Raw genomic sequence first — 17,914 nt, 5'->3', positions numbered from 1 at the left:
TTAGATCTGTATCTGAATAGTGAGATAGCTTTAGTGCCCATTCTAGACATTTCCTGCCCCGATTGACAGCATCAGCACTTAATTACACCACTTATCAGAACAGAGCAGCATAAGGGACGCGGATGCTATCAACGGAAATCTGGCTACGCATGACGGGTGTGCGGCACTTGGGTGTCAGGCGCCTTCGAGCTATTGTCAGAAAGCTTATTGGTTTAAATACGTTCGATAACGAGACGTTGGGGGCGTTAGGTCTGTCTGATGCTCAAATAGCACAATTTTGTACCTATGACCGCAGGATCCTAGAAGACACGCTCAACTGGTTGTCTCATCCCAATCATCATATCGTGACGTGCGAAGATGCCCTTTATCCCTTTCTGTTGAGTAACATTCGTGATTTTCCTCTGTTGCTCTTTGTCTCTGGTTCCCCTGAGTTATTGGCATCGCCACAAATATCGATTATTGGTAGCCGGGGTAGCAGTGCTTACGGTGAACGCTGGGGATGTTTTTTCGCTCAGGAACTTGCCGCGAATGAACTCACGGTGACAAGCGGGCTAGCAATTGGCATCGATGGTATTGCTCATCGTGCCGCTTTGGATTCGGGAGGGAGAACAATTGCAGTGCTGGGAAGTGGATTGGGGAATATTTACCCCAAGCGCCACGTCAAGCTTGCTGAGCGTATTTGTGGCGACGGTGGCGCTTTGGTCTCAGAATTCCCCCTCGCTATGCCGCCTTTCCCAACCAACTTCCCTAGAAGAAACCGTATCATTAGCGGGTTAGGGCTGGGTGTCCTGGTCATTGAAGCATCTATCCGCAGTGGGTCGTTGGTTACCGCGCGTTATGCGCTAGAGCAAGGACGGGAAGTTTTTGCTCTGCCGGGGCCTATCGGTAACCCTATGACGGAGGGGACACACTGGTTAATCCAGCAAGGGGCCAGTCTGGTTACACATCCGAAGGATATTCTTGAACAGTTGGTGAGTGAATTACAGTGGCTACCAACGGAAAGCGGGCAAACTATTTCTAACGAAGAAGAGGATGGCGAATTGCCATTTGCCGACGTGTTGGCTAACGTAGGAGATGAGGTTACACCTGTTGACGTTGTCGCTGAACGTGCCGGCCAACCTGTGCCAGAGATAGTCATTAAGCTATTAGAGCTGGAGTTAGCAGGATGGATCGCAGCAGTACCCGGCGGCTATGTCCGATTAAGGAGGGCAGGCCATGTTCGACGTACTCATGTACTTGTTTGAAAGTTACATCCACAATGAAACTGAAATGCGTGTCGATCAGGATACGTTAACTGATGACCTCACCCGCGCTGGATTTCATCGTAACGATATCTATAGCGCGTTGAGTTGGCTGGAAAAATTAGCCGATATTCAGGAAGGGCAAACTGCGCCGCTTTATTTGGCGAGCGATCCTCTGGCTATGCGGATCTATACGCAGGATGAAGAGTTACGTCTTGATGCGGAATGTCGTGGTTTTTTATTGTTTCTTGAGCAAATGCAGGTTCTGAATCTTGAAACGCGGGAAATGATTATTGAACGCGTTATGGCATTGGAAACGCAGGAGTTTGATCTGGAAGATCTAAAGTGGGTCATTCTCATGGTGCTTTTCAATGTGCCAGGTTGTGAGAATGCCTATCAGCAAATGGAAGAATTACTCTTTGAGGTCAATGACGGTTATGTGCAATAGCCTGAGGAATAACAGTTCGAATGGTTAAGCCTGCACTGTTTGCTGAAAAAAAACTGGAAATATGTCCAGACTGTGGGTCAGAGCTGGTTATCCGTTCTGGTCGGCATGGCCCATTCCTTGGCTGTTCTGCGTATCCAGAGTGTGAGTTTATTCGCCCGCTGAAGGCGCAAGCGGATGGGCATATCGTCAAGGTGTTAGATGGGCAGCAATGTCCGCTTTGTCAGTCGACATTGGTACTACGGCAAGGCCGCTATGGAATGTTCATCGGCTGTGGCAATTACCCTGAATGCCACCATACCGAGACTATCGATCGTCCTGATGAAACGGCGATTCGATGCCCACAGTGCAATGAAGGCACGCTGTTACAGCGTAAATCTCGCTACGGCAAGGTATTTCATTCTTGCGATCGCTATCCTTATTGCCAGTTTACGTTAAACCATAAGCCGATAGCGGGTGAATGCCCTTCTTGCCATTACGCTTTATTGTTTGAGAAAAATACGGCACAAGGCACTAAGCTATTTTGTGCGAGTAAATTATGTGGAAAACCGATAGCGGCAGAAGTTGATAAGAATGATGACGTGTCTGATGAACTAATGATTCCCGTTTTGCGGGAATTACATAATGAGCAGGTTATTGCGTACCCGACTGAAGCGGTATTTGGATTGGGGTGCGATCCTGATAGTGAGGTGGCAGTTAATCGCCTGCTGGCGTTAAAACAACGCCCTTGGCAAAAAGGGCTGATCCTTATTGCGGCAAATTTTAGCCAATTGGTGCCTTACATTAATGACAGCGCGTTATCCGATGAGCAGAAGGCGATGATGTTTTCTACATGGCCAGGTCCGGTTACTTGGGTATTACCTGCAAAACCTACGACACCGCAGTGGTTAACGGGGCAATTTTCTTCGCTTGCGGTACGCGTTAGTGATCACCCATTAGTTAAGGAACTGTGCCAGCACTACGGTAAACCGTTGGTGTCGACAAGTGCCAATTTAAGCGGTCAGCCTCCTTGCCGCACTGCTCAGGAAGTGTCTCTGCAGTTTGGTGGTGATTTCCCTGTGCTAGTTGGGGACGTCGGTGGAAGAATGAATCCATCAGAAATCAGGGATGTATTAACAGGCGAGCTCATTCGTCAGGGGTAACGGCAAGGTGGAAGGAAACGTGTCTGAAGTAACGTCTTTTGCGGTTTTTGGCAATCCGATTGCACATAGTAAATCACCTCGCATACACGAGCTATTTGCGGCGCAAACGGGGATAACGTTGACGTACCAGCGTGTGTTAGCGCCTTTGGATAATTTTGAGCAGATGCTGCGCCAGTATTTTCACGATGGTGCTGGTGGCGCGAATGTAACTGCGCCCTTTAAAGAGCGAGCTTTTGCTGAAGCCGATGAACGCAGCGAATGTGCTGCGCTTGCGGGGGCGGTCAATACATTGAAGAGGCTGAGTGACGGTCGCCTGTATGGTGATAATACTGATGGCATCGGTTTGCTCAGCGATCTGCAACGATTGGCGTTGGTAAAACCTTTGGATCGTGTTTTGCTCGTTGGTGCGGGTGGCGCGGCGCGTGGTGTTATCCAACCCCTGCTGGCCTCTGGTTGTACTGTTGTGCTGACCAATAGGACCTTTTTCAAGGCTGAAGCATTAGCTAAAATCTTCTGTGATATTGGTGATATTCAAGCTACTGCTCTTGACGGTCTGCATGGTCAATCTTTCGATCTGATCATTAACGCCACATCTTCTGGGATGTACGACAGCATTCCTAACTTACCGGCAGAACTCATTTCGCCGGAAACGAGCTGTTATGACATGTTTTACTTACCGCAGCTAACGCCCTTTTTGTCATGGTGCGTACAACAGGGGGCTATCCACTATGCAGATGGTTTGGGAATGCTGGTGGGGCAAGCGGCACATGCGTTTAAACTTTGGCATGGTGTGATGCCAGACGTGGAGCCAGTGATTGATCTACTGAAGCAGGATCTCGCTAAATGAATCAGGCGATCCAGTTCCCAGATCGTGAAAGTTGGGATGATAAGATCATGGCGATCCGATTTCCTGTTTTGGTAAATGGTTTTCAGCAAGAGTGCCTTATAACTGCGGAACGTCTTCAGCGCCGTTATGGCGGTGATAGCCCCGAACAGTGGCTGGCGCTGTTCAGGGTACATCGATGGGATCTTGAAGATGAATTGGAAAAAATGATTCTTGCTGAAGAATGGGATGATGAGGGCTATTACTCATTATCCTGAGCAAGGTATTCATCTTTCCAACGAACATAGTTATTTGCTGAGTAAATCAGCCCCTCTATTTCCTCTTGTGTCAGTGGCCGAATTTTCTTCACTGGGCTGCCAACGTATAGATGTCCCTTCTCTAAGCGTTTTCCTGGCGGGACCAAGCTACCAGCACCAATCATCACATCATCCTCAACAACGACTCCATCGAGGAGTATTGACCCCATTCCGACTAGAACTCGACTTCCTATTTGGCAACCGTGCAGCATTGCTTTATGCCCGACAGTGACATCTTCCCCAATAATAAGTGGGTTACCTTCAGGTTTTTTCTCTGAACAGTGGGTGATATGAAGTACTGATCCATCCTGGATATTACTCCTGGCACCAATAGTGATGTAGTTAACATCACCGCGTATGGCGACAAGGGGCCAGATACCGACATCATCGCCTAGTGTTACCTTGCCAATCACCACACTGGAATGATCGACCATGACTCTTTCGCCTAAAACGGGAGAGATACCCTTATAACGACGGAATATTTTTGCACTCATCGACAACCTCGCAGTTATTTGCCACATGCTGATTATTCGCATTAATAGACAAAATATCGACAGATATGCGGCTGCGGCAACTGAAAAGTGACACGGATCGAGTAAGATCTCATCGAAAGGGTTGAAAAACACGCGAACAGAAAAAAAGATCAAGAAAGTTGTTGTGTAACGAAAACGGATCCCTATAATGCGCCTCCATCGACACGGCGCTGTGACTCACAACCGGGTCGATAAAAAAAGAGAAAACGCTTTAAAATAAACGTTGACTCTGAAGGTGATAAGCGTAAAGTACGCCACCTCGCGAAGCGGTTAAGGCCGCAACGCACTGCTCTTTAACAATATAATCAGACAATCTGTGTGGGCACTCACAAGACCGTATCTTAAACGATATAAAAAGTCTTGAAGAGTGAACAACAGTAAAATTCATTACGAATGAACAGTTACTAATTCTTTGAGCATCGCTGACGAGTTCAGCAAATCAAACAAATCTTAAATTGAAGAGTTTGATCATGGCTCAGATTGAACGCTGGCGGCAGGCCTAACACATGCAAGTCGAGCGGTAGCACAGAAGAGCTTGCTCTTTGGGTGACGAGCGGCGGACGGGTGAGTAATGTCTGGGAAACTGCCTGATGGAGGGGGATAACTACTGGAAACGGTAGCTAATACCGCATAACGTCTTCGGACCAAAGAGGGGGACCTTCGGGCCTCTTGCCATCAGATGTGCCCAGATGGGATTAGCTAGTAGGCGGGGTAATGGCCCACCTAGGCGACGATCCCTAGCTGGTCTGAGAGGATGACCAGCCACACTGGAACTGAGACACGGTCCAGACTCCTACGGGAGGCAGCAGTGGGGAATATTGCACAATGGGCGCAAGCCTGATGCAGCCATGCCGCGTGTGTGAAGAAGGCCTTCGGGTTGTAAAGCACTTTCAGCGGGGAGGAAGGCAGTAAGGTTAATAACCTTGCTGATTGACGTTACCCGCAGAAGAAGCACCGGCTAACTCCGTGCCAGCAGCCGCGGTAATACGGAGGGTGCAAGCGTTAATCGGAATGACTGGGCGTAAAGCGCACGCAGGCGGTCTGTTAAGTTGGATGTGAAATCCCCGGGCTTAACCTGGGAACTGCATTCAAAACTGACAGGCTAGAGTCTTGTAGAGGGGGGTAGAATTCCAGGTGTAGCGGTGAAATGCGTAGAGATCTGGAGGAATACCGGTGGCGAAGGCGGCCCCCTGGACAAAGACTGACGCTCAGGTGCGAAAGCGTGGGGAGCAAACAGGATTAGATACCCTGGTAGTCCACGCTGTAAACGATGTCGACTTGGAGGTTGTGCCCTTGAGGCGTGGCTTCCGGAGCTAACGCGTTAAGTCGACCGCCTGGGGAGTACGGCCGCAAGGTTAAAACTCAAATGAATTGACGGGGGCCCGCACAAGCGGTGGAGCATGTGGTTTAATTCGATGCAACGCGAAGAACCTTACCTACTCTTGACATCCAGAGAATTTGGCAGAGATGCCTTAGTGCCTTCGGGAACTCTGAGACAGGTGCTGCATGGCTGTCGTCAGCTCGTGTTGTGAAATGTTGGGTTAAGTCCCGCAACGAGCGCAACCCTTATCCTTTGTTGCCAGCGCGTAATGGCGGGAACTCAAAGGAGACTGCCGGTGATAAACCGGAGGAAGGTGGGGATGACGTCAAGTCATCATGGCCCTTACGAGTAGGGCTACACACGTGCTACAATGGCGTATACAAAGAGAAGCGAACTCGCGAGAGCCAGCGGACCTCATAAAGTACGTCGTAGTCCGGATTGGAGTCTGCAACTCGACTCCATGAAGTCGGAATCGCTAGTAATCGTAGATCAGAATGCTACGGTGAATACGTTCCCGGGCCTTGTACACACCGCCCGTCACACCATGGGAGTGGGTTGCAAAAGAAGTAGGTAGCTTAACCTTCGGGAGGGCGCTTACCACTTTGTGATTCATGACTGGGGTGAAGTCGTAACAAGGTAACCGTAGGGGAACCTGCGGTTGGATCACCTCCTTACCAATAAAGATGTGTGTTAAGTGAAGTGCTCACACAGATTGTCTGATGAAAATAACGAGCAGAAATACCTTAATAGGCTTGTAGCTCAGGTGGTTAGAGCGCACCCCTGATAAGGGTGAGGTCGGTGGTTCAAGTCCACTCAGGCCTACCAACTCTTCCATGAGTGGTATCTAAGGTAACTGTAAGTAGAGATGGGGCTATAGCTCAGCTGGGAGAGCGCCTGCTTTGCACGCAGGAGGTCTGCGGTTCGATCCCGCATAGCTCCACCATTAAAAAAGACTTCAGAGCGTATTGGAAACAGTATGCTGCGAAGTATTTTGCTCTTTAACAATCTGGAACAAGCTGAAAATTGAAACATGACAGCTGAACATGCATGACTGCCTTCGGGCGGGTCGTGATGAATCAGCATGTCAATGAGTCTCTCAAATAATCGCAGCGCGATGATGAATCGAAAGAAACATCTTCGGGTTGTGAGGTTAAGCGACTAAGCGTACACGGTGGATGCCTAGGCAGTCAGAGGCGATGAAGGGCGTGCTAATCTGCGATAAGCGTCGGTAAGCTGATATGAAGCGTTATACCCGACGATACCCGAATGGGGAAACCCAATGTGTTTCGACACATTATCATTACGTGAATACATAGCGTAATGAGGCGAACCGGGGGAACTGAAACATCTCAGTACCCCGAGGAAAAGAAATCAACCGAGATTCCCCTAGTAGCGGCGAGCGAACGGGGAGGAGCCCAGAACCTGAATCAGTTTGTGTGTTAGTGGAAGCGTCTGGAAAGTCGCACAGTAAAGGGTGATAGTCCCGTACACAAAAATGCACAGATTGTGAGTTCGATGAGTAGGGCGGGACACGTGACATCCTGTCTGAATATGGGGGGACCATCCTCCAAGGCTAAATACTCCTGACTGACCGATAGTGAACCAGTACCGTGAGGGAAAGGCGAAAAGAACCCCGGCGAGGGGAGTGAAATAGAACCTGAAACCGTGTACGTACAAGCAGTGGGAGCCTTGATTAATCAGGGTGACTGCGTACCTTTTGTATAATGGGTCAGCGACTTATATTCTGTAGCAAGGTTAACCGAATAGGGGAGCCGCAGGGAAACCGAGTCTTAACTGGGCGTTAAGTTGCAGGGTATAGACCCGAAACCCGGTGATCTAGCCATGGGCAGGTTGAAGGTTGGGTAACACTAACTGGAGGACCGAACCGACTAATGTTGAAAAATTAGCGGATGACTTGTGGCTGGGGGTGAAAGGCCAATCAAACCGGGAGATAGCTGGTTCTCCCCGAAAGCTATTTAGGTAGCGCCTCGTGAACTCATCTTCGGGGGTAGAGCACTGTTTCGGCTAGGGGGTCATCCCGACTTACCAACCCGATGCAAACTACGAATACCGAAGAATGTTATCACGGGAGACACACGGCGGGTGCTAACGTTCGTCGTGAAGAGGGAAACAACCCAGACCGCCAGCTAAGGTCCCAAAGTCATGGTTAAGTGGGAAACGATGTGGGAAGGCACAGACAGCCAGGATGTTGGCTTAGAAGCAGCCATCATTTAAAGAAAGCGTAATAGCTCACTGGTCGAGTCGGCCTGCGCGGAAGATGTAACGGGGCTAAACCATGCACCGAAGCTGCGGCAGCGACACTTAGGTGTTGTTGGGTAGGGGAGCGTTCTGTAAGCCGTCGAAGGTGACCTGTGAGGGTTGCTGGAGGTATCAGAAGTGCGAATGCTGACATAAGTAACGATAATGCGGGTGAAAAACCCGCACGCCGGAAGACCAAGGGTTCCTGTCCAACGTTAATCGGGGCAGGGTGAGTCGACCCCTAAGGCGAGGCTGAAAAGCGTAGTCGATGGGAAACAGGTTAATATTCCTGTACTCGGTGTTACTGCGAAGGGGGGACGGAGAAAGCTAGGTTATCCGGGCGACGGTTGTCCCGGTTTAAGCGTGAAGGTGGATGACTTAGGTAAATCCGGGTCATTATTAACACTGAGGCGTGATGACGAGTCACTACGGTGATGAAGTAACCAATGCTACGCTTCCAGGAAAAGCCTCTAAGCTCCAGGTAACATCAAATCGTACCCCAAACCGACACAGGTGGTCAGGTAGAGAATACTCAGGCGCTTGAGAGAACTCGGGTGAAGGAACTAGGCAAAATGGTGCCGTAACTTCGGGAGAAGGCACGCTCCTGTCGGTGAAGTCCCTTGCGGACGGAGCTGACGGGAGTCGCAGATACCAGCTGGCTGCAACTGTTTAATAAAAACACAGCACTGTGCAAACACGAAAGTGGACGTATACGGTGTGACGCCTGCCCGGTGCCGGAAGGTTAATTGATGGGGTCAGCCGCAAGGCGAAGCTCTTGATCGAAGCCCCGGTAAACGGCGGCCGTAACTATAACGGTCCTAAGGTAGCGAAATTCCTTGTCGGGTAAGTTCCGACCTGCACGAATGGCGTAATGATGGCCAGGCTGTCTCCACCCGAGACTCAGTGAAATTGAACTCGCTGTGAAGATGCAGTGTACCCGCGGCAAGACGGAAAGACCCCGTGAACCTTTACTATAGCTTGACACTGAACCTTGAGCCTTGATGTGTAGGATAGGTGGGAGGCTTTGAAGCGAGGACGCCAGTTCTTGTGGAGCCAACCTTGAAATACCACCCTTTAATGTTTGATGTTCTAACGTAGGCCCGTGATCCGGGTTGCGGACAGTGTCTGGTGGGTAGTTTGACTGGGGCGGTCTCCTCCCAAAGAGTAACGGAGGAGCACGAAGGTTAGCTAATCCTGGTCGGACATCAGGAGGTTAGTGCAAAGGCATAAGCTAGCTTGACTGCGAGAGTGACAGCTCGAGCAGGTGCGAAAGCAGGTCTTAGTGATCCGGTGGTTCTGAATGGAAGGGCCATCGCTCAACGGATAAAAGGTACTCCGGGGATAACAGGCTGATACCGCCCAAGAGTTCATATCGACGGCGGTGTTTGGCACCTCGATGTCGGCTCATCACATCCTGGGGCTGAAGTAGGTCCCAAGGGTATGGCTGTTCGCCATTTAAAGTGGTACGCGAGCTGGGTTTAGAACGTCGTGAGACAGTTCGGTCCCTATCTGCCGTGGGCGTTGGAAGATTGAGAGGGGTTGCTCCTAGTACGAGAGGACCGGAGTGAACGCACCACTGGTGTTCGGGTTGTGATGCCAATTGCATTGCCCGGTAGCTAAGTGCGGAAGAGATAACCGCTGAAAGCATCTAAGCGGGAAACTTGCCTCGAGATGAGTCTTCCCTGGGCACTAGATGCCCCTGAAGGGCCGTTGAAGACTACGACGTAGATAGGCTGGGTGTGTAAGCGTAGCGATACGTTGAGCTAACCAGTACTAATGACTCGAGAGGCTTAACCTTACAACACCGAAGGTGTTTTGTGGGTGACTCATATAAAACGATATTCAGCTTGTTCAAAGATTGGTTCTGATGGTTATACGACACAAGAAAAGTGAAGTGTAACGGTTGGAATGAAACAGAATTTGCCTGGCGGCGATAGCGCGGTGGTCCCACCTGACCCCATGCCGAACTCAGAAGTGAAACGCCGTAGCGCCGATGGTAGTGTGGGGTCTCCCCATGTGAGAGTAGGGAACTGCCAGGCATCAAACATGTGGAAAGCCCCTGTCGAAAGACGGGGGCTTTTTGCTGTGGGGCATTTGGGGGGGAGGAAAATGGAACTGTTAGGAAGATGAATTATGAATCCCTATATCCAAATCCGTAAAAATAAAATCACAATAGGTAGCTTTGCCACACTGCGTGAAGCCACTACACAGAGTGCATTTAGCAATAACAGAATCTTGGTTGCTGACTATCCACGCTCTGGAAATGAATGAAGTGGGGCTCCTGTGATGTAGCGGATACTTCAGGAAATAACAGCTATGAACTGTCGTAAATCCAGGCTTATTGTTATTTCTAGCGCTGTTCCCCTGAGTGATTCTGACGTACTTAAACGTATTTTGCAGATGATGCGGATCCGTGTCTCGTGAAACATTTTCACCTTATGTGTTGAGCACTCGACATTAGTACGAAAATTCGCTATCTTCAGGCATCTGGATGTCTAAACGTTTAAACGTATGCTTTGAGGATATAAGGTTATGCCAATTCGGGTTCCTGATGAGTTACCAGCCGTTAATTTTCTGCGTAATGAGAACGTCTTTGTTATGACATCCTCGCGCGCTAAAACGCAGGAAATTCGCCCACTTAAAGTGCTGGTTCTGAACCTGATGCCTAAGAAGATTGAGACTGAAAACCAGTTTCTGCGTCTGTTGTCCAATTCTCCCCTACAGATCGATATCCAACTGCTACGTATCGACAGCCGTGAATCAAAGAATACACCAACCGAGCATTTGAATAATTTCTACTGTAATTTCGACGATATCCAGGACGAAAACTTTGATGGCTTGATTGTTACTGGCGCCCCGCTGGGGTTAGTCGATTTCTGTGATGTTGTTTATTGGCCGCAGATCGCGCGTGTTATCGAATGGGCAAAAGAGCATGTTACATCCACATTATTCGTGTGTTGGGCTGTACAGGCTGCTCTCAATATCCTCTACGGTATTCCCAAGATGACTCGGAAGGAAAAGCTGTCCGGTGTTTACTTGCATCAAACGTTACAACCCCATGCTTTGCTGACCCGCGGCTTTGATGAAACGTTCCTGGCTCCACATTCTCGCTATGCAGATTTTCCGGCTGATGTGATTCGGCAGCATACGGATTTGGATATTCTGGTTGCGTCGGAGCAGGCCGGTGCTTACCTGTTTGCCAGTAAAGATAAACGTCTGGCGTTCGTTACTGGGCATCCCGAATATGACGTTCTGACGCTGGCAGGAGAGTTTTTCCGTGATTGTGATGCTGGGTTGGATCCGACCGTTCCGGTTAACTATTTCCCGGATGACAATCCTGAACTGGAACCGAAAGCGAGCTGGCGTAGCCATGGGCATCTGCTTTTTGTTAACTGGCTGAATTACTATGTTTATCAGATTACGCCTTACGATTTGCGCAAAATGAATCCTACGCTGGACTAACTCTCATCTTAATCCTTTTCTCTGAGGCACCTTTAAGGGTGCCTTTTTTTTGTGCTGAATGATTCCATTTCTGTTAGTTGGTGAAAGTTATTTCTCTTATTTTTTAATTTTAATCTTCATTTTTATTATGTGGTTATGTTGATAATTTTTTTAAAATGGAAATTGTTTTTGATTTTGTTTTTTCTTGTATTACGCTTAATCCTGTCGGCTAAGAAATATACATACTGGTTTGCCGATCTGGCGGTTGTTGATGAATGAAGCGGAATCTTGAAAAGGAACCACGAATGATGCAGCAGACGATAAACGGAGAGTTGGCGTTTAGTCAGCGTTTTGGCGAAGGTGAGAAGCACATTCTTACGGAGGAGGCGATTGATTACCTAACGGAATTAGTCACGCATTTCACTCCCGCACGTAATCAATTACTTGCTGAACGACAAGTACAGCAGCGCAATATCGATCAGGGTAAGTTGCCTGATTTTATTTCAGAAACGGCTTCCATTCGAGATAAAGCATGGACGATACGCGGCATTCCCGATGACCTTCAGGATCGCCGTGTTGAAATTACCGGCCCAGTTGAGCGCAAGATGGTGATCAACGCATTGAATGCCAATGTGAAGGTTTTCATGGCGGACTTTGAGGATTCACTGTCACCGGGATGGGAAAAGGTGATTGATGGACAAATCAATTTACGTGATGCCGTACGCGGTACGATTTCCTATATCAACGAAACAGGAAAAATCTACCAGCTGAAACCCAATCCTGCTGTATTGGTTTGCCGCGTGCGCGGGTTGCATTTACCTGAAAAACACGTGTCCTGGCAGGGGGAAGCCATTCCCGGCAGCTTGTTTGATTTCGCGCTGTATTTTTTCCACAACTATCAGGAACTGCTGAAGAAAGGTAGCGGCCCTTATTTCTATTTGCCAAAGACTCAGTCATGGCAGGAAGCAGCTTGGTGGAACGATGTCTTCTGCTATACAGAAGATCGCTTTGACCTTCCGCGTGGAACGATCAAAGCAACGGTGTTGATTGAAACGCTGCCTGCTGTTTTCCAGATGGACGAAATCCTCTATCACTTACGCGATCATATTGTTGGGTTAAACTGCGGGCGCTGGGATTATATTTTCAGTTATATCAAAACATTAAAGAACCACAGCGATCGCGTTCTGCCCGATCGTCAGTCGGTAACGATGGAAAAACCTTTCCTTAGTGCTTACTCGCGGCTGTTGATCAAAACCTGCCATCGCCGTGGCGCGTTTGCCATGGGCGGGATGGCGGCGTTCATTCCGAGTAAGGATGCTGAACGTAATAATTGGGTATTGGATAAGGTTTGTAAAGACAAGGAGTTGGAAGCGAATAATGGTCACGATGGCACTTGGGTCGCTCATCCGGGGCTGGCAGATGCCGTGATGGAGGTGTTCGATCGGGCGTTGGGTGAGCGCAAAAATCAGCTTGATATCAGCCGTGAACACGATGCGTTTATCCGTGCTGAGGAATTACTGGAACCCTGTCCGGGAGAGCGCACGGAAGTCGGTATGCGTGCGAATATCCGCGTTGCCGTGCAGTACATCGAAGCGTGGATATCTGGTAATGGCTGCGTCCCGATTTATGGGTTGATGGAAGACGCTGCGACGGCAGAAATTTCCCGAACCTCTATCTGGCAGTGGATTCGTCACGGCAAGACGTTGAGCGATGGTCGTGTGATCACCAAAGCGCTGTTCCGCCAGATGTTGGCCGAAGAGATGTTTGTGATTCAGGAGGAATTAGGTGATGCCCGTTTTAGCGGAGGGCGCTTCGATGAAGCCGCTCGGCTGATGGAACAAATCACCACGCAAGATGAACTGATCGACTTCCTGACGTTACCCGGCTACGCATTGCTTGATTAATCCTGACTAATAATAAAAAGGAACCTCTGCTATGACGACCTCTCGTACCCAACAAGTCCAGCATATCGAAAAAGAGTGGAAAACCGCGCGCTGGGAAGGTATTACGCGCCCCTACAGCGCAGAAGATGTGATTAATCTACGTGGATCGGTGAACCCGGAATGCACGCTCGCGCAGCTCGGCGCGGCGAGATTATGGAGCCTGCTGCATGGTGAAGCCCGCAAAGGTTATGTTAACTGTCTGGGCGCACTGACGGGTGGGCAAGCCTTACAGCAGGCGAAAGCCGGTATTGAGGCGATTTACCTTTCCGGTTGGCAGGTGGCGGCGGATGCCAATCTGGCGTCCAGCATGTATCCCGACCAGTCGCTCTACCCAGCGAATTCCGTGCCTGCGGTGATCGAACGCATTAATAACACCTTTCGGCGTGCCGATCAGATTCAGTGGGCGAACCACATTGAGCCGGGTGATAAACGCCATACCGACTACTTCCTGCCGATTGTTGCGGATGCGGAGGCTGGATTTGGCGGCGTGCTTAATGCGTTCGAGCTCATGAAATCAATGATTGAAGCGGGCGCCGCGGCGGTTCACTTTGAGGATCAATTGGCATCGGCGAAGAAATGTGGGCACATGGGCGGCAAAGTGCTGGTTCCCACTCAGGAAGCCGTTCAGAAGCTGGTCGCAGCACGTCTGGCGGCGGACGTAATGGGCGTGCCCACCTTAGTGGTTGCGCGAACCGATGCGGATGCGGCGGATTTAATGACCTCCGACTGCGATGAATATGACCGTGATTTCATCACTGGAGAACGCACGGTGGAAGGTTTCTATCGTACGCGCGCTGGGATCGAGCAGGCAATCAGCCGTGGTCTGGCCTATGCGCCTTATGCGGACCTGGTGTGGTGCGAAACCTCAACGCCGGATTTATCGTTGGCGCGTCGTTTTGCTGAGGCCATCCACGCTAAGTTCCCCGGTAAGCTGCTGGCGTACAACTGTTCACCTTCCTTTAACTGGAAGAAGAATCTGGATGACAGCACGATTGCGCGTTTTCAGGATGAGCTGTCGGCGATGGGCTACAAGTATCAGTTTATTACGCTGGCTGGCATCCACAGCATGTGGTTCAACATGTTTGATCTGGCGCATGCCTATGCACAGGGCGAGGGGATGAGGCACTACGTAGAAAAAGTGCAGCAGCCTGAATTTGAAGCGATTAAAGACGGTTATACCTTCTCATCGCATCAGCAGGAGGTCGGTACTGGCTACTTCGATAAAGTGACGAACATCATTCAGGGAGGCCAGTCTTCAGTGACGGCGCTGACGGGATCGACGGAAGAACAGCAGTTCTGATCCTAACCCGGCTAGTTTTCGGCTGGCCGGGTTTCATCTGGAGATCATGATGACGCGTGACCTTGAAAAGCTGGTGGCGCAGACGATCCTGCAAGGATTTGATGCGCAATATGGTCGTTTTCTCGAAGTCACCGCGGGCGCACAGCAGCGTTTTGAACAGGCTGACTGGCCCGCTGTGCAACAGGCAATGAAACAACGTATTCACTTATACGATCACCATGTTGGTCTGGTTGTCGCACAGTTGCGCTGTATTACCGGCATCCGCTGTGATGATGCGGATTTTTTGGCGCGGATGAAGCATATCTACACCGGCTTATTGCCGGACTATCCGCGTTTCGAGATTGCGGAGAGCTTTTTCAATTCCGTCTATTGTCGGCTGTTTAATCATCGGGAACTCGCTCCCGATAAACTGTTTGTTTTCAGTTCTCAGCCAGAAAAGCGCTTTCATGAAATTCCCCGGCCGATTGCCAAGACGTTTGTGCCAACTGACGGCTGGCAGCGTATGTTGGAAAAATTGCTGGGTGATGTGCCGCTCCGTTTACCGTGGGAAGATTTGCCGCGTGATATTGATTACATCGTTACGTATTTACAGAGTACCTTCTCTGCTGAGCAGCTTGATCAGGCGACGTTACAGGTAGCGAATGAGCTCTTTTACCGTAACAAAGCGGCTTGGCTGGTGGGGAAACTGTCGCTGCCTGACGGTGTTTTTCCATTTCTGCTGCCGATTCACCACAACGAACGTGGTGCGCTATTTATTGATACTTGCCTGACCGCTCAGGCAGACGCCAGCATGGTGTTTGGTTTCGCCCGTTCTTACTTCATGGTATATGCCCCGCAGCCATCCGCGCTGGTGGCCTGGCTACGTGACATTCTACCGGGGAAGACAACGGCGGAGCTTTATCTGGCTATTGGCTGCCAGAAGCACAGTAAAACCGAGTATTACCGCGAATATCTGCATTACATTGCCGAGTCAGAAGAGCAGTTCATTATCGCTCCTGGGGTGAAAGGTATGGTGATGCTGGTGTTTACACTGCCTTCGTTCGATCGCGTATTTAAGGTCATCAAAGATCGTTTTGCGCCGCAGAAAGAGGTGAGTGCGGAGCGAGTAATAGCGTGCTATCAACTAGTTAAAGAGCACGATCGCGTCGGGCGTATGGCGGACACGCAGGAATATGAAAACTTCGTCATCGATAAGCACCGCATCAGCCCGGAGTTATTGGATGAACTCTGGCGGGAGGTGCCGGAAAAACTAGAGGATTTGGGAGATCAACTGGTGATTCGACATTTGTATATGGAACGCCGGATGACGCCGCTTAACCTCTATCTGGAACAGGCAAACGCACAGCAGTTGCACGATGTGATCGAAGAGTATGGCAATGCCATCAAACAGCTGGCGGCGGCGAATATTTTCCCCGGTGATATGTTGTTTAAGAATTTTGGCGTCACGCGTCATGGGCGAGTCGTATTTTATGATTACGATGAGATCTGCTACATGACCGAGGTGAATTTCCGCAAGATTCCGCCGCCGCGTTACCCGGAGGACGAACTGGCCGCAGAGCCGTGGTACAGCGTCGCGCCGAATGATGTGTTTCCCGAAGAATTTCCGCATTTCCTGTGCAGCGACCGCCACATTCGCACGCTGTTTGAGGAAATGCATGGCGATCTGTTTTGTGCGGACTACTGGCGGGCATTACAGCAACGCATCAGGGAAGGTCATATCGAAGATGTTTACGCCTACCGGCGTAGGAAGCGTTTTAGTCAACGTGCTGAGCCGCTATATATCACTACTGAGAATGATTCTGGTCTTTGCCGTTATCCGGCGTGAAAAATTATGCAGCGGTGGGCTTGACCGCCGAGTGAGCGACAGGACGTCGCGAAAGCCAGTGCCGCGTCTGGAACGCGTCACTGGCGGCTCGACTAGCGGTCACGAACACCGATGGAACCGCGTAGCGGCATAATTCCCACCGAAAGCCTGGGTACACAGGGCGGCGGCGATTGAGCGCCCTGTGTCGGGCGCGTGCTACGAGGTAGCATGAAAATAACGGTATTATTGCGCACGAAACCTTCCCACAGTCTGCATAGACATGCGCCTAAAAGGCCTGACGAGGAATACACCTTGTTTATAGCCCGCTGTATTCCTGCATGACCTGCTTCGCTGCCTTGATCACCAGTGCGCCGAGTTCTGTGACGCGGTCGTCCGTGATGCGCGATACCGGGCCAGAGATGGAGATGGCGGCGAAGGCTTCGTGGTGTTCATCCAGAATACAGGCCGCGATGCAGCGTAGCCCCAGCGCGTGCTCTTCGTCATCGAACGAATACCCCTGCTTGCGAATCAGCGAGAGATTTTCCTTCAGCGCTTGTGGCGAACTGAACGTGTGTGGCGTGTAGCCATGCAGCCCTTTCTTGTGCAGCAACTGCGTGACCTGAGCATCAGGTAAATGCGCTAGAAACGCTTTCCCAGCACCGGAAGCATGCATCGGCAACTTACCGCCGATCGGTGCAGACATACGCATTAGCGCCGTACATTGCACCTGATCGATGATGATCGCCTGACTATCCGTTTGATCGAGAACGGCCAGATTGACCGTCTCGCCCGAGTCTTCCATTAATTTGCGTAGTATCGGATGCACAATCGCCAACAGGTTGCGGCTTTGCAGAAAGCTACTACCGACGATAAACGCATGCGATGCGATCGTCCACAGCCCCAGATCGCCCACCTGACGGACAAAGCCCTGTTGCTGCATGGTGGTAAGCAGTCGGTGGGTCGTGGAATTCGGTAGACCGGCCTGCTGAGCTAGATCGGTTAGCGCCACGCTGCCGTTTGCCTTGGCGATATATTCAAGCAGCGTCAGGCCACGGGTCAGCGACTGAACCTGCCCGGTTGGCTGCACGGTGGTGCCCGTACTGGCTCTAGGTTTCTTCCCGCGTTTGGCTGGCTCTGGTGGCGTCATAGCGTCGATTCCTTTTTATGGTAATGGAATTGATTTTCGTTTTTTTACCACAGAATGCAACTCTTCTTTCTCTGTGTTTTTTATCGGCAAATTACCTGAAAAAGTCTCATGCTGATGCGCCGCGCGATAAATGCGGCACATCCTGCGCGATAAATGCATCGCTTTAACTATTTCACATATCGTAAAAAAATTACAAAT

Annotated in this window: 11 protein-coding genes, 2 tRNA genes, 3 rRNA genes and 1 pseudogene; 15 read left to right on the top strand and 2 right to left on the bottom strand. The window is 50.2% G+C overall.

Annotated features, from left to right (window positions below):
* The first annotated feature begins 122 nt into the window (after positions 1-122).
* From dprA to GZ59_RS19420, 6 genes and pseudogenes are all read left to right on the top strand, one after another.
* A complete protein-coding gene (dprA, locus tag GZ59_RS19445) occupies positions 123-1,244 on the top strand; it encodes a DNA-protecting protein DprA (RefSeq protein ID WP_011095492.1) in 1,122 nt (373 codons plus the stop codon).
* On the top strand, positions 1,216-1,689 hold the full coding sequence (locus GZ59_RS19440; RefSeq protein ID WP_011095491.1) for a DUF494 family protein: 474 nt from the start codon (positions 1,216-1,218) through the stop codon (positions 1,687-1,689). Before dprA ends, GZ59_RS19440 begins: the two co-directional genes overlap by 29 nt.
* Positions 1,690-1,709: 20 nt before the next feature.
* Positions 1,710-2,243 (top strand): annotated as a pseudogene (locus tag GZ59_RS23765) (DNA topoisomerase family protein); the annotation flags it as partial.
* A gap of 39 nt (positions 2,244-2,282) precedes the next feature.
* Complete coding sequence (gene tsaC / locus GZ59_RS23760; protein WP_039295288.1) at positions 2,283-2,828, top strand: L-threonylcarbamoyladenylate synthase type 1 TsaC; 546 nt, start codon at positions 2,283-2,285, stop codon at positions 2,826-2,828.
* 19 nt (positions 2,829-2,847) lie between these two features.
* On the top strand, positions 2,848-3,675 hold the full coding sequence (gene aroE / locus GZ59_RS19425) for a shikimate dehydrogenase (protein ID WP_011095489.1): 828 nt from the start codon (positions 2,848-2,850) through the stop codon (positions 3,673-3,675).
* Positions 3,672-3,929: a DUF1488 family protein gene (locus tag GZ59_RS19420; protein WP_011095488.1), complete on the top strand. Its 258-nt coding sequence runs from the start codon at positions 3,672-3,674 to the stop codon at positions 3,927-3,929. The genes aroE and GZ59_RS19420 overlap by 4 nt, the downstream gene beginning before the upstream one ends.
* Here GZ59_RS19420 and GZ59_RS19415 read toward each other — a convergent pair.
* Positions 3,914-4,462 (bottom strand): gamma carbonic anhydrase family protein, encoded by a 549-nt coding sequence (locus tag GZ59_RS19415; RefSeq protein ID WP_011095487.1) that lies wholly within the window; start codon positions 4,460-4,462, stop codon positions 3,914-3,916. The genes GZ59_RS19420 and GZ59_RS19415 overlap by 16 nt on opposite strands.
* Positions 4,463-4,953: 491 nt before the next feature.
* Here GZ59_RS19415 and GZ59_RS19410 point away from each other — a divergent pair.
* The 9 genes from GZ59_RS19410 (at position 4,954) to aceK (ending at position 16,590) form a co-directional block, all read left to right on the top strand.
* Positions 4,954-6,496: ribosomal RNA gene (locus GZ59_RS19410) — 16S ribosomal RNA — on the top strand.
* A 74-nt stretch (positions 6,497-6,570) separates the two neighbouring features.
* Positions 6,571-6,647, top strand: a tRNA-Ile gene (locus GZ59_RS19405).
* Between the two features lie 42 nt (positions 6,648-6,689).
* Positions 6,690-6,765, top strand: a tRNA-Ala gene (locus GZ59_RS19400).
* Positions 6,766-6,970: 205 nt separating this feature from the next.
* A 23S ribosomal RNA gene (locus GZ59_RS19395) occupies positions 6,971-9,879 on the top strand.
* A 125-nt stretch (positions 9,880-10,004) separates the two neighbouring features.
* Positions 10,005-10,120: ribosomal RNA gene (gene rrf, locus GZ59_RS19390) — 5S ribosomal RNA — on the top strand.
* Together the 16S, 23S and 5S rRNA genes with 2 tRNA genes alongside form the textbook arrangement of a ribosomal RNA operon.
* 493 nt (positions 10,121-10,613) lie before the next feature.
* Entirely contained in the window at positions 10,614-11,543 is a 930-nt protein-coding gene (gene metA, locus GZ59_RS19385) for a homoserine O-acetyltransferase MetA (RefSeq protein ID WP_039293947.1), read from the top strand.
* A gap of 284 nt (positions 11,544-11,827) precedes the next feature.
* Positions 11,828-13,426, top strand: a complete 1,599-nt coding sequence (gene aceB, locus GZ59_RS19380; RefSeq protein WP_011095485.1) for a malate synthase A — start codon at positions 11,828-11,830, stop codon at positions 13,424-13,426.
* Between the two features lie 31 nt (positions 13,427-13,457).
* Positions 13,458-14,765, top strand: coding sequence for an isocitrate lyase (gene aceA, locus GZ59_RS19375; protein ID WP_011095484.1), 1,308 nt, complete (start codon positions 13,458-13,460; stop codon positions 14,763-14,765).
* Between the two features lie 49 nt (positions 14,766-14,814).
* Positions 14,815-16,590, top strand: a complete 1,776-nt coding sequence (aceK, locus tag GZ59_RS19370) for a bifunctional isocitrate dehydrogenase kinase/phosphatase (RefSeq protein WP_039293944.1) — start codon at positions 14,815-14,817, stop codon at positions 16,588-16,590.
* A 295-nt stretch (positions 16,591-16,885) separates the two neighbouring features.
* On the opposite strand, the gene iclR is transcribed toward aceK, so the two are convergent.
* The gene (gene iclR, locus GZ59_RS19365; RefSeq protein WP_011095482.1) at positions 16,886-17,716 is read right to left on the bottom strand and encodes a glyoxylate bypass operon transcriptional repressor IclR; all 831 of its coding nucleotides are present in this window, start codon (positions 17,714-17,716) and stop codon (positions 16,886-16,888) included.
* Between the last annotated feature and the right edge of the window lie 198 nt (positions 17,717-17,914).

This window comes from Pectobacterium atrosepticum (genome assembly GCF_000740965.1).
Lineage (GTDB): Bacteria > Pseudomonadota > Gammaproteobacteria > Enterobacterales > Enterobacteriaceae > Pectobacterium > Pectobacterium atrosepticum.
This window is presented reverse-complemented; position numbering and strand designations above follow the sequence as displayed.

Bases quoted from the DNA above. Each gene is read 5' to 3' on its own strand.
- dprA (WP_011095492.1), top strand. From the start codon at position 123: ATGCTATCAACGGAAATCTGGCTACGCATGACGGGTGTGCGGCACTTG.
- GZ59_RS19440 (WP_011095491.1), top strand. From the start codon at position 1,216: ATGTTCGACGTACTCATGTACTTGTTTGAAAGTTACATCCACAATGAA.
- tsaC (WP_039295288.1), top strand. From the start codon at position 2,283: ATGATTCCCGTTTTGCGGGAATTACATAATGAGCAGGTTATTGCGTAC.
- GZ59_RS19420 (WP_011095488.1), top strand. From the start codon at position 3,672: ATGAATCAGGCGATCCAGTTCCCAGATCGTGAAAGTTGGGATGATAAG.
- GZ59_RS19415 (WP_011095487.1), bottom strand. From the start codon at position 4,462: ATGAGTGCAAAAATATTCCGTCGTTATAAGGGTATCTCTCCCGTTTTA.
- metA (WP_039293947.1), top strand. From the start codon at position 10,614: ATGCCAATTCGGGTTCCTGATGAGTTACCAGCCGTTAATTTTCTGCGT.
- aceB (WP_011095485.1), top strand. From the start codon at position 11,828: ATGATGCAGCAGACGATAAACGGAGAGTTGGCGTTTAGTCAGCGTTTT.
- aceA (WP_011095484.1), top strand. From the start codon at position 13,458: ATGACGACCTCTCGTACCCAACAAGTCCAGCATATCGAAAAAGAGTGG.
- aceK (WP_039293944.1), top strand. From the start codon at position 14,815: ATGACGCGTGACCTTGAAAAGCTGGTGGCGCAGACGATCCTGCAAGGA.
- iclR (WP_011095482.1), bottom strand. From the start codon at position 17,716: ATGACGCCACCAGAGCCAGCCAAACGCGGGAAGAAACCTAGAGCCAGT.